Below are 11,986 nucleotides of genomic sequence, written 5' to 3' on the forward strand. Positions count from 1 at the left end.
ATGTAAAACGCAAAGATGGAGGTTAAGCACGTGAATGCAATCGAGCCCCATGGAGGGGTGTTAATCAACCGCTTCGATCCCGCATGCACTTTTGATGGCTGCACTTGCGAAGCTGAGCTTGATCAGCTGGCACTGAGCGACCTCGAGCTTATCGCGATCGGCGGCTACAGCCCGTTAACAGGTTTTTTGGGAGAAAAAGATTATCATTCCGTTGTGAAAGAGATGAGGCTGGCGAACGGTTTGCCGTGGAGCCTGCCTATTACGCTGCCTGTCAGCGAAGAAACAGCCAAACAGCTGTCTGTCGGAAATCACGTGAAGCTTGTGAAACACGGCGTGACGTACGGCATGATGACAGTGACCGATATCTATCAGCCAGATAAAACACAGGAGGCGCTGTCTGTTTATAAAACAAACGATCCCGCCCACCCCGGAGTAAAAAAACTGCTGGAGCGTCCGGACTTTTGTATTGGAGGGCCTATCCTTGTCAGCCGCCTTCCCGATAAGTCCTTCGAACAGTTTTATGCAGCGCCGGCACAAACGAGAACGGCCTTTGAAAAGCTCGGCTGGAAAACAATTGTCGGCTTCCAGACGCGGAATCCCGTTCACAGAGCCCATGAATATATTCAAAAAACAGCGTTGGAAACCGTCGACGGTCTGCTGCTTCATCCGCTAGTAGGAGAAACGAAATCAGATGATATTCCGAGTGATATCAGAATGGAAAGCTACCAAGTACTGCTTGACCAGTATTATCCAAAGGATCGGGTGATGTTATCGGTGTTCCCTGCCGCCATGCGGTATGCCGGACCGCGTGAAGCGATTTTCCATGCGCTCGTCCGCAAAAATTACGGCTGCACCCATTTTATCGTCGGACGCGATCATGCAGGTGTCGGCAGCTATTACGGAACGTACGACGCACAGACCATTTTCAAATCATTCACTGAAGAAGAGCTGGGCATCAAGCCGCTGTTTTTTGAGCATAGCTTTTACTGCCGGAAATGCGGAAATATGGGCACCTCCAAAACGTGTCCGCACAGCGCGAGAGATCACATCCATTTATCAGGCACCAAAGTGAGAGAGCTTCTCCGCCAAGGCAAAAAGCCGCCGAAAGAATTCAGCCGGCCCGAAGTTGCAAGCGTGCTGATAAAAGGGCTCCATCAGCAGCCTGTTGCCATTCAGAGAAACAGCGGGGGATCAGAATGACACACAACCCGAATATCGTTTGGCATCCAGCGGTGATCCAAAAATCTGACAGACAGAGCTTAAACGGGCATAAAAGCTGCGCCCTTTGGTTTACCGGTCTGTCCGGCTCAGGAAAATCAGTGCTTGCCAATGCCGTAGATGAAAAGCTCTATCACATGGGAATTCGGAGTTATGTTCTTGACGGCGATAATATCCGCCACGGATTGAATCGAGATCTCGGCTTTCGGGCTGAGGACAGAATCGAAAACATCCGCCGGATCGGGGAAGTCGCGAAGCTGTTTGTCGATAGCGGCCAAATGATCTTAACAGCCTTTATTTCTCCGTTCAGAGAGGATCGGGATATGGTCAGAGAGCTGTTTCCCGATGGAGAATTTCTCGAAATTTATGTGAAGTGCCCGCTCCAGATTTGTGAACAGCGGGATCCGAAAGGCCTTTATAAAAAAGCGCGCAACGGAGACATTAAACATTTCACGGGGATTGATTCTCCCTATGAAGCGCCTCTTTCTCCCGATTTGATCATTGAATCTGACCAAACTTCCATTGCGGATGGAGCTGATTTGATCATCAAAAAATTGCAGCACAAAGGCATCATTTAAAAAACCCGACATTGATCGGGTTTTTTTATTTAGCAAACTGCGCAATCAGGCTGTTTATTTTTTCTTTTTCCTCATAAAAGAGCCCGTGCCCATTGTTTTCAAACGGAACCAATTCTGACTGCTTTATGCCGCGTTTTAATTCTTTGGCAAAATCAAACGGAGCGATTTTGTCCTTTCTGCCATGCAAGATGAGTGTCGGCACCTTGATTTCCGCCAGATCCTTTCTGAGATCCTCGTCTCTTAACGCAATGCCTGAGTGAATCGTTCCGTAAGAGGAAGCATCCAGCAAAAGATTCTGAAACCATTGCTGGAACTCCGGAGAAACTTGTTTCTCGAAAAACTGTCTTCCCAGGTCAGCAAGCGTCTTCGGCCGATCGCTTTTGAATTGTTCAATCATGTCATCAATGTCCTGTTTCCTCATGCCGTACGGATAGCCCGGGCGCTTTGTAAATGCTGGCGCGGCCGCTGACAATAAAACCAGTTTATCGATATCGGCGCTCTCATGCCTTGCCATGTAGCGGATTGCAATCGCACCTCCCATCGAAAAGCCGGCGAGAATCGCATTCTCAAGCTGCAGCGTATAAATGACGGCCTTCACGTCATCTGCCATCGTATTATAATCGTAGCCTTCCCACGGGCGATCGGAATCACCGTAGCCCCGAAAATCGATGCCAATAAAACGGAATCCTCTTTTCGGCAGCTCATTCATTTGATATTCAAACATCTTATGGTTCAGCGGCCAGCCATGCAAGAAGATAATAGGCCTTCCATGCCCGATATCCTCCACAAACAGTGTCACATGCTCCTCGGTTTTTACGTAATGCCCCACTCCACATTCCTCCTATTCCCTTTTCTTTCCCGTCTTGTAAACGCCTTGACGTGCGGGAAGCTTTGCATTTATGCTTACAAAACAAGCGGGGTGCAGCACCCAGAAAAGGCTCTTCACGTTTTACTATATGTATCAATCCGCGGAAACGATCAATGAAATTGATCCTGATGGCTTTAGGTCATTCAGGAATGTAAAGGATGTCAAATGATGAATAAAACAGCGATTCAAAAACCGTACGTACCAGAAAACCTGCAAGCTGCCGATTTTCATGAAACGGCTGCAACAGATGATGTGATCAGCATGCATTTATTTGAAGATTGTTCAATTTCCGGTGAGGACATAGACAGGCTTTGTATTGAAAAAACCGTATTTCGGAATGTCGTGTTTATCGATGTTTCCTTTCGTTTTATTGAGCTGACAGATGTGATTTTCGAAAAATGTGATGTATCGAACGCCGATTTCAGCGGGGCTGTTCTGCACAGAACTTTATTCAAGCAATCGAAAATGGTCGGGATGAACCTGGCGGACTCAACGCTGCGGAATGTATCGTTCGAGGAATGTCACGGACAATTCAGTTCATTTTATTATTCGAGTATGAAACACGTTCTATTTCATCATTGTGTCCTTCTGCAAAGTGAATGCAGCAGCATGGCGCTTCAGCAGACACACTTTGATGCGTGCGAACTGGAGGGCGCCAACTTTACCGGTACGTCACTTCAAAACGTGGACATCAGTTCCTGCCGGTTTGAACAGATCCATGTCTCACTAGACAAATTAAAGGGCTGCAAAATTGCTCCGGAGCACGCAATGGCCTTTGCCAGAGCGCTGGGAGCTGTCATCGTCTAGCTTAAGCCTGCGTCATCAGGCGGCGGGCTGTATCTGCAGCCGCCTTGATGCCGATTTTCAGATCCTGAAGAGACGCATAGGAATACGACAGCCGGATGCTGTGCCGGTCTTCGCCGTCATAAACGGAACCGGGGTTCACCAGCACCTGCTGTTTCAATAATTCAAGAAACAGCTGCCTGACAGGCAGTTGTTTGTGGAATGTGACCCATATATAAAAGCCGCCGGCTGGGATTTCCCACTCGGCAATATCTCCTGCATACTGCTGAAGAAGCTGAAGTGCCGCGTCTCTCCTTTTCTTCAGCTCCTTTCTTACCCAAGCGAGGTGTTCTTCATAATATCCTTGTGACAGCCATTGCGCCGCGGCCCATTGAGAGAGGCCGCTCGATCCGTAATCCGTCTGCATTTTAATGTCAGCCAGCCTTTCAATAACTGGTTCCGGGCCGGCCAGCCAGCCGATTCGAAGACCGGGGCTTACTGTTTTCGAAAACGTGCCGAGATACAGGACATTGCCTTCCTGATCCATCGACTTTAACGGCAGCGGCGGCTGTTCTTCAAACCACAAATCACCGTACGCATCATCCTCAATGACCGGCAGCTGCTCTTTTTTTGACAGACTGACAACCTCTTCCCTTCTCTTCTCTGTCATGACAATGCCAGTCGGATTATGAAACGACGGGATCGTGTAAAGCAGCTGGCCACCGTATTGCTTCCGGTAAGCTGAAATCAGCCCCGCCTGCATTCCTTCTTCATCCATCGGCACACCGCGAAGCCGCATCCCTGCGGATTGAAAAACATGCAAAGAGTGAAGATAGGAAGGTTTTTCTGTCAAAATGACTGAGTCCCGCTTTAAAAGCCCGATCGAAATGAGCTGGAGCGCCTGCAGTGCGCCGGATACAATTAAAATGGCTGAAGGTGACACATTGATATGCTTTGTTTTTAAATGCTCAGCCACCGCCTCTCGCAGGTCTATATTCCCTTTCGGCTGTTCGTATCCTAAAGACAGAACATGCGGATTGATTTGCTGAAACATCCTGCGCATCGTTTCAGCCGGCAGCAGCTCTGGTGAAAGCTCTCCCGTCCCCAGCCGAATGATATCCGCTCGCGCCTCGTTTTTATTGATATCCTGAATGATAGAAGAATTGGGATGATGAATCCCTGAGCGGACATAGGTGCTCCAATCAAGCGGCGGAGCTGACGCAAGCACGCTCCATGTGCTGTTTACTACCTTTGTGCCGCCGCCTCTTCTCCCCTCTAACAGACCTTGAGACGTGAGTTCATCAATCGCCGATGTCACTGTGCTTCGGTTGACCTGAAACATATCCGCCAGCGTTCTTTGCGACGGAATTTTCGTCCCTACAGCCCACTCGCCATGGAGAATTTTTTCTTTTATATATTGTTCGATTTGCCGATGAAGCGGAATGTCCGATTCACGGCTTGGCTGCCAATGTGACAACGTCAAGCCCCCTTTTTTTACATTATACATTTGGCTGGTTTCAAAACCAACCAAATGGCCGGAGACATGTAAAATCTTCTCTATTATTATGAGAAAAACAGATGTGAAAGGAGTTTTTCAGCATGAATGCAATGATTCACGGAATCGTGCTGGCCTTCAGCTTAATTTTGCCGCTGGGGGCGCAGAATGTGTTTATTTTTCAGCAGGGAGCGTGGCAAAGGCATATTTGGCTGGCGCTTCCAGCCGTCATCAGTGCTTCTGTCTGCGATACCCTGCTCATTGTGTTAGCGGTTGCGGGTGTATCTGTCATTGTGCAGCAGGTGCCTGTTTTTGAGACGGGAATGATGGCCGTGGGATTTTTGTTTCTCATTTACATGGGCTGGGTGACATGGAACAGCCGTCCGAAAACGGATGACAAAGAAAACAATATATTCACAGCAAAGAAACAAGCCGCATTTGCCGCAGCCGTGTCTCTGTTAAACCCGCACGCCATTTTAGACACTGTCGGCGTCATCGGTACAAGCTCTTTACAATATTCTGGACTGGAGAAATGGCTCTTTATGGCCGCCTGCATCGCTGTGTCTTGGATTTGGTTTATCAGTCTTGCAATAGCGGGCCGGCTGTTTCAGACGATAGATACGAGCGGCAGGCTTATGTTGATCGTAAACAAATGTTCTGCGGTGGTAATGTGGACTGCCGCCGTCTATTTCTTGTTCTCGATCTTTCGTTAACTGGAGGAAACCACAGCCTAAACATCGAATTCTATTTAGAAAAGGGGGCGATGTTTGTGACTGATGCTAAACAGTTTTATGACTACCATTCCTGGGCGAACAAGCGAATCTTGAACCATATCGAACACCTGCCGGAGGAAACTGCTTATCAAGAAGTAAAGAGCGTATTCCCTTCAGTCAGTGACGTACTGCTTCATATGTGCAGGGCTGACTACATATGGCTGAACGTTCTTTCGGGAGTGGACTACCAAGAGATTATAGACGGCACAGGCAAATTCGAGTCCGCGCATGGCAATATGGAAGCGATTAAACAGCACGCTTCCGAGTTGGAATTACAGTATCATCATTTCTTCAGCCGCCAAACGGACTTAGAACAGACCTTCTCCATGCAGCATCCGAAACTCGGTACACTGGAATCAACCTATGCAGACACCATCCTGCATGTCGTCAATCACGGCACTTATCACAGAGGGAACGTGACGGCCATGCTAAGACAGCTGGGCCATTCAGGCGTACCTACTGATTATATGTACTATTTATATGAGAAAAGAGAAAGCAAGGGCTAAACTGTCCTTGCTTTTTTTGGCGGAAAAGCCTCAAATGGAACCTATTAACTTTTACATACCTGTATAAGCACGCTCCACATCAAGCTGTACAGGCCTGCCGCTTCGATACGAATCGGTCGCGGCGATGCCGACTTCTAAATTGATCGTCGCATCGACATCTGTCACAATCGGTGTTTTTCCATTCCGGACGCACTCTGCAAAATGCTGCAGTTCTAAGCAGTAGGCTTCATGAAAACGAGTTTGAAAGTCTGGGATGATCTCATAGCTGCTCCCTTTAGCGGTCAGGATGGTCACATTTTGGTTTCTCAATGCCCCTATGAAAATACTGCCTTCTGTCCCGATAATTTCTGCACGGATGTCATGGCCGTATGGAGAGGTTCTGCTTGCCTCGACGTCTCCCGCTGCGCCGGAATCAAACTCTAAATACGTCAGCGCCTGATCAACATCGCCGTATTGTTCCATAAACGGGTTGTTTAAAATCCGGCCGTGTCCGGAAACAGAAGTGATCTCCGCTCCGAGCAAATAACGGGCAATATCGTAATCATGGATGGAACAGTCGATAAAGATCCCTCCGCTATGTTTGATAAACTCAGCGGGAGGCGCTCCCTGATCGCGTGTAAAGCCTTTATAATAGATGGGTTTGCCGATCTCACCCGCGTCTATCCGCCGTTTCGCATCCGCATATGCAGGATCAAAACGCCTCATAAAACCGACTTGGCAGATGACACCTGTCTCTTTTATTTTTTCAGAAACTGATTTTGATTCCTCAAGGTTTAATGTCAGCGGTTTTTCAACGAAAATCTGCTTGCCGTTTTCCGCCGCTTTGATGATCATTTCCCCATGTGTGCTTGTCGGCGTTACGATGACCACTGCATCAATCTCGGAATCTGCTAAAATCTCATGCGGATCATCCGACCATTTTTCAAGCCCGAATTCTTTAGCGACCTGCTCGGCTCTTTCTGTCATCGGATCACCGACACTGACAAGCTCAGCTCCCGGAACGCTGGTCATAAGGTTTCTTGCGTGATAGTATCCCAGTCTCCCTAACCCTAATACCGTGCATCTTACTCGATTCCCCATGTCCTCATCTCCTTATTCTCCTTTTTTTTCGCCTAATGAAAGCGCTTTACCAGAATGATTAAAAAAATAGCGGTTCATCCACTAATTGGCCGATATATTTTTGCGCAAGCGCTTTCTCAAAAGGTGATTTCATTTTACAATGTCCTTTCTTCCCATGCAATATCTTTTTCGCCTTCGCTGTCAAAAAGAAAAGAACCCGCTGCATTATCGGATTCTTTTCTTGAACGGTGCTGTAGAATGTCTGATCACTAGCTCGGGTGATAACACTATTTTTTGTTTTGCCTTTCGTTTTCCTTCGATTTCTTCCGCCAGCAGTTCAATGACGCGCTGCCCCATTTCTTTAATCGGCTGGGCTACCGTTGTCAGGGGCGGATCGATCATTTCAGCAAGGATGGTGTTATCAAACCCGATGATGGACAGGTCATCCGGAACCTTGATGCCTCTTATTCTCGCCGCCTGAATGGCGGCACAGGCCAATACATCGTTAAAAGCAAAAATAGCGGTTGGCCTATCCCTGTCCAGCAATTTTCCCGCCTCTTCCTTTCCGCTCTCCAAAGAGAAGCGTGTCGGAACGATCAGCGACTCATCGACCGGCACATTCGCTTCCCCCATCGCCTGCCGGAATCCTTTGATTCTGTCTGTTTCACCTGTCGTTGACCCGTCACCCACAATGCAGGCAATCCTCGTGTGGCCCAGTGACAAAAGATGCTTGGCAGCCTCATACCCGCCGAGAACATCATCCATCACAACAATATCCATCGGAAGAAGGGGCTTATCCTGAGAAATCATGGCGAGCGGGATATGTTCGCTAATGATTTCCTCTAAAGCTGACATGCTGTCATGATTCTCAATTCCTGTCGCAAAAATGATGCCGTCTACGTTTTTTTGCTTTAGGACAGAAAAATATTTCGTTTCTTTTTTCGGATCGTAATCGGTACTGCAAATGATCATCTGAAAACCAAGCTCATCCGCTCTTTCCTCTATGCTTTTCGCGAGCTCGCCGTAAAACGGGTTTGAAATATCAGGCGTCACAAGGCCGATAATATTGGTCCGCTTTCCCGATAAAGCAGCGGCGTGGACATTGGGCGTGTACTCCATTTCCTTCATCACATTCATGACCCTTTGCCTTGTTTTGTCACTGATCCGGCCCGTATGGTTAATGACGCGCGATACGGTCGTGATCGAGACACCCGCCTTCCTCGCCACATCGTAAATTGTCGTTTTCATCTTCATCCCTCGTCTGCTCATTGAACTTTCCGGCTGACAATTTTCCGGTATTCAATTGGTGAAATGCCTTCAATTTGCTTAAAGAGCTTTGAAAAGTATGTCGGGTCCTCCATTCCAATCGTTTCCGCGATGACGCCCATTTTATCATTTGTCGAGGATAAAAGACGCTTTGCTTCAGTCATTCTCACCCGATTTGTGTATTGCCCCGGCGTGACACCAAGCACTTGCTGCATGCAGCGGGTCACATAATCCTGATTATAGTGCAGGGCGAGCGACAGATCCTTGATTGTCGTTTTCTCCTTATAATGCTCCTGTAAGTATCGGGCCGCCTCCCATGCCACCCGCTCTTTTGCAGACGGAATTTGAAACGCCTCCTTTTGAAGGTGCAGCATCAGCTCTTCAAACAAGATTTGTTTTCTGAGCGGCAAATCGGAGTTTTCTGCGGAGTAATCAATGAGCCTTTCAAACTGCTGCGCCATAAATTGCGGGCGTTGCACCTTGCCTTTTCTCGGCAATGCGAGCCCGTAGCGGGCCGGCTCCTCGAAGCTCCCCTTTTCCTGCTGAAGCTCTGCCCAATTGCTGCCCCCTTTTGCGGTAAATTCATATTGATGTTCATCAAAGTGAAGCCAATAATAGGAGGTCGCTTCATCACTGCCCTTTGTCCCATAGTGTTCAAGACCGGGAGAAAGCAAGATATATTCGCCCCCTTCAACAGAGAACGATTTTTCATTTTCAGTGATATATAACGTCCCCTGCTTGACGTATATCAGATCAAATACAGAAAAAACGCGTTTGACATGGGTTTCTCCTTTTTTAAAAACCCCTTCTCCGGCTGCAATAAACACCGGAAAAGGCGGGACTGTAAACAGGATGCGAGGCAATTTGATCACCCTCCTTTTTAAGTCGGATTTTTGCAAGAAGTATCGTTTCTCTCCCTTTTTATTATAAGGAAATGGAGGTACACTTTAAAACGTTGATTTTATTTACGAAAGGGGTTAGACACTATGAAACAAGCTGTCTTTAAATCAACTGCTTTGAAAAAACCCGCTGACAAATCGTTCTCATTATTTTCGCTTACTTGGCCGATCTTTATTGAGGTCTCATTATATATGTTTATGGGTAATGCTGATACACTGATGCTCAGCCAATACTCAGATAACAGTGTGGCGGCAGTCGGCGTCAGCAACCAGATTTTGAATTTAATTATCGTGATGTTCAGTTTTATCGCAACAGGAACAACTGTTGTCATCTCACAATTTTTAGGATCCCGGAAAAAGAAAGAAGCTATGGAAGTCGCTTATGTGTCAATCGCAGCCAACTTCTTCATCAGCCTTGCGATCAGCGCTCTCATCTTTTTTGCGGCAGTTCCTCTGCTTCATATGATGGGATTATCAAATGAGCTGATGCCTGACGCTAAAGTCTTTTTACAAGTTGTCGGAGGTCTGTCCTTTATTCAGGCTTTAATCATGACATTCAGCGCGATCTTAAAAAGCTATGGCTACACAAAGGATACAATGTTTGTCACAATCGGCATGAACATTTTAAACATTGCCGGAAACTTTGTTGTCATTTTCGGTCTGTTCGGCTTTCCAGTTCTCGGCGTAGCCGGTGTTGCCATGTCCACATCTATCGCGCGTGTTATCGGATTAATCGCGATGATTGTCATTGTAAACAAACGCATTCAGCTGAAGATGTCGTTGAAAAAAGTATTTCATATGCATAAAGACCATTTGCGCAAGCTGCTGAAAATCGGCATTCCTTCAGCAGGCGAACAGCTTTCTTATAACCTTTCGCAAATGATTGTCACTTATTTTATTGCCATCATGGGGGCGCAGGCTTTAACAACCAAAGTGTATACGCAAAATATTACGATGTTTATTCTGCTCTTCGGGACTGCGATCAGCCAAGGCACACAAATTTTAATCGGCCGCTATATCGGCGGCAAACAGTTTGACGCCGCTTATGAGCGCTGCATGAAAAGCTTGTATTGGGCGCTCGGAATCGCTGCGGCCACATCTGTTTTGATGACAATCTTTTCAAAAGACCTTATCGGCATCTTCACACAAAGCCCTGATATTATTGCTACCGCAAGCCTTTTGATTGCGATGACCATCATCCTTGAACCGGGCCGCTCGTTTAATGTGATTATTATTAACTCTCTGCGCGCCGCGGGGGATGCGAAATTCCCGGTCTACATGGCGATGATTTCCATGTGGGGCATCGGCCTTCCGCTTGCTTATCTATTCGGCATTCATCTCGGTTTCGGGCTTGCCGGCGTATGGATTTCTTTTATCGCGGACGAATGGGTCCGGGGAATCTTAATGTACAGAAGATGGCGCTCACGGATCTGGATTCAAAAAGGTATGGCGTAACACCCGGCAGAACAAGCCGGGTGTTTTTTTACAGCTCGGACAGAATCAATTTTGCTTCGCTGTCTGTTAAGGCATGCTTGTGTCCAAATACGTTGTACTGCTCTGCTCGGATTTTTTCCAGAATGGCTCGGTACAGCTGAGCTGCAGCTTTTACCGCTTTTTGAGAATACTGAGGGAAAATCGGCAGGGCATCCAGGCACTCTTCAAGGTAGGCCTCCGCTTCAAAAGCGATGTACTCCCACGTCATCGTGAACGCTTTATTGACGGTGCCTTTTTGGAGATCGTCTTCCGTATAGCCGAATTGCTGCATCACCTGGCGGGGAATGCGGTTTTTTTGATGCTGGTCCGTTCCGAGATTGTTTAAAATTCGAATCAGCTGTATGGCCAAGCCGAGAGAGACCGCTGCTTGTTTGAGCTGATCTTGATTTCGGCGCGTCAGCATCGGCAGCAGCATCAATCCCGCGTTTCCGCCCGTCTGATATGCGTCCATGAGCAGTTCATCAAGGGTTTCATGCGTCTTCGATTCATCTTTCTTTGCGGCAAGGAACTCCCGAAAAGGCTCGCTGTCTAATGTAAATGTCTGATACGCATGGTCGAACGCTTTCCACAAATCGTGTTTCCCGTTACTTGCCCTTTGAAAAACATGTTCAGCCTCAGCTTCAAATACAGGTATCGCCTTCTCGTCTGCACTGGCTGCCGTATGACAAAACGCCAAAACGGCCCAAGCAGCTTGTCTTTGCTTCAGCGGGAGAAATGAGAATGCCTGGTAACAGGCTGGCGCGTATTCGCTGACAATCTGTCCGCACTGCTGATAAGCTTCTTTTATCTCTTTCATTTCTTTTCACTCCTATGTATCACTGCTTCTTCAAGTCTATTATGTTTTCTCCTAATTGTATATGAAGAAAAAGCCGATTCTTACTTTGTAAAAGTAACAAGAATGAAAAATGCGCAACATGCTGCTTCAATCATATAAACCTCGAATACCTAGTCTGAACAGGACCATCAACGAGATATGCTTTTTTATTTTTAATGCCATACAACAGATAGAGATTAAACACTTCTCAATCACTGATTCAATAAAAGAGG

At 47.2% G+C, this 11,986-nt stretch carries 11 protein-coding genes and 1 pseudogene; 6 read left to right on the forward strand and 6 right to left on the reverse strand.

What is annotated here, in order from left to right:
* The first annotated feature begins 30 nt into the window (after positions 1-30).
* Both sat and cysC read left to right on the forward strand, forming a co-directional pair.
* Entirely contained in the window at positions 31-1,200 is a 1,170-nt protein-coding gene (sat, locus tag H7F27_RS15030) for a sulfate adenylyltransferase (protein ID WP_185848093.1), read from the forward strand.
* Positions 1,197-1,796 carry an adenylyl-sulfate kinase gene (gene cysC / locus H7F27_RS15035; protein WP_185848094.1) on the forward strand — a complete coding sequence of 200 codons (600 nt, stop codon included), beginning with the start codon at positions 1,197-1,199 and terminating at the stop codon, positions 1,794-1,796. The genes sat and cysC overlap by 4 nt, the downstream gene beginning before the upstream one ends.
* A gap of 25 nt (positions 1,797-1,821) precedes the next feature.
* Here the strand turns inward: cysC and H7F27_RS15040 are convergent, their stop codons facing one another.
* Positions 1,822-2,625, reverse strand: coding sequence for an alpha/beta fold hydrolase (locus H7F27_RS15040; RefSeq protein WP_059293068.1), 804 nt, complete (start codon positions 2,623-2,625; stop codon positions 1,822-1,824).
* A 207-nt stretch (positions 2,626-2,832) separates the two neighbouring features.
* Between H7F27_RS15040 and H7F27_RS15045 the strand changes: the two genes are divergently transcribed.
* Complete coding sequence (locus H7F27_RS15045; RefSeq protein ID WP_024120865.1) at positions 2,833-3,471, forward strand: pentapeptide repeat-containing protein; 639 nt, start codon at positions 2,833-2,835, stop codon at positions 3,469-3,471.
* Position 3,472: 1 nt separating this feature from the next.
* Here the strand turns inward: H7F27_RS15045 and H7F27_RS15050 are convergent, their stop codons facing one another.
* Positions 3,473-4,930 (reverse strand): MocR-like pyridoxine biosynthesis transcription factor PdxR, encoded by a 1,458-nt coding sequence (locus H7F27_RS15050; RefSeq protein WP_185848095.1) that lies wholly within the window; start codon positions 4,928-4,930, stop codon positions 3,473-3,475.
* A 116-nt stretch (positions 4,931-5,046) separates the two neighbouring features.
* On the opposite strand from H7F27_RS15050, the gene H7F27_RS15055 reads away from it, so the two are divergent.
* Together H7F27_RS15055 and H7F27_RS15060 are read left to right on the forward strand one after the other, a co-directional pair.
* On the forward strand, positions 5,047-5,655 hold the full coding sequence (locus H7F27_RS15055; protein ID WP_185848096.1) for a LysE/ArgO family amino acid transporter: 609 nt from the start codon (positions 5,047-5,049) through the stop codon (positions 5,653-5,655).
* Positions 5,656-5,711: 56 nt separating this feature from the next.
* Positions 5,712-6,221, forward strand: coding sequence for a DinB family protein (locus H7F27_RS15060; RefSeq protein ID WP_101860838.1), 510 nt, complete (start codon positions 5,712-5,714; stop codon positions 6,219-6,221).
* Between the two features lie 51 nt (positions 6,222-6,272).
* Here the strand turns inward: H7F27_RS15060 and H7F27_RS15065 are convergent, their stop codons facing one another.
* From H7F27_RS15065 to H7F27_RS15075, 3 genes are all read right to left on the reverse strand, one after another.
* Entirely contained in the window at positions 6,273-7,301 is a 1,029-nt protein-coding gene (locus tag H7F27_RS15065; protein WP_185848097.1) for a scyllo-inositol 2-dehydrogenase, read from the reverse strand.
* 204 nt (positions 7,302-7,505) lie between these two features.
* On the reverse strand, positions 7,506-8,528 hold the full coding sequence (locus H7F27_RS15070) for a LacI family DNA-binding transcriptional regulator (protein ID WP_185848098.1): 1,023 nt from the start codon (positions 8,526-8,528) through the stop codon (positions 7,506-7,508).
* A 17-nt stretch (positions 8,529-8,545) separates the two neighbouring features.
* A complete protein-coding gene (locus H7F27_RS15075) occupies positions 8,546-9,409 on the reverse strand; it encodes an AraC family transcriptional regulator (RefSeq protein ID WP_095713660.1) in 864 nt (287 codons plus the stop codon).
* A 123-nt stretch (positions 9,410-9,532) separates the two neighbouring features.
* Here H7F27_RS15075 and H7F27_RS15080 point away from each other — a divergent pair, with 123 nt between their 5' ends.
* A complete protein-coding gene (locus H7F27_RS15080) occupies positions 9,533-10,900 on the forward strand; it encodes an MATE family efflux transporter (RefSeq protein WP_059293074.1) in 1,368 nt (455 codons plus the stop codon).
* A 28-nt stretch (positions 10,901-10,928) separates the two neighbouring features.
* Here the strand turns inward: H7F27_RS15080 and H7F27_RS15085 are convergent.
* A pseudogene (locus tag H7F27_RS15085) lies at positions 10,929-11,758 on the reverse strand (phytoene/squalene synthase family protein).
* Positions 11,759-11,986: the final 228 nt, after the last annotated feature.

It is taken from the genome of Bacillus sp. PAMC26543, from assembly GCF_014250375.1.
Taxonomy (GTDB): Bacteria; Bacillota; Bacilli; order Bacillales; family Bacillaceae; genus Bacillus; species Bacillus halotolerans.

Excerpts from the sequence above, each read along its gene's own strand:
- H7F27_RS15070 (WP_185848098.1), bottom strand. The coding sequence starts at position 8,528 with ATGAAAACGACAATTTACGATGTGGCGAGGAAGGCGGGTGTCTCGATC.
- H7F27_RS15080 (WP_059293074.1), top strand. The coding sequence starts at position 9,533 with ATGAAACAAGCTGTCTTTAAATCAACTGCTTTGAAAAAACCCGCTGAC.
- H7F27_RS15045 (WP_024120865.1), top strand. The coding sequence starts at position 2,833 with ATGAATAAAACAGCGATTCAAAAACCGTACGTACCAGAAAACCTGCAA.
- H7F27_RS15065 (WP_185848097.1), bottom strand. The coding sequence starts at position 7,301 with ATGGGGAATCGAGTAAGATGCACGGTATTAGGGTTAGGGAGACTGGGA.
- cysC (WP_185848094.1), top strand. The coding sequence starts at position 1,197 with ATGACACACAACCCGAATATCGTTTGGCATCCAGCGGTGATCCAAAAA.
- H7F27_RS15055 (WP_185848096.1), top strand. The coding sequence starts at position 5,047 with ATGAATGCAATGATTCACGGAATCGTGCTGGCCTTCAGCTTAATTTTG.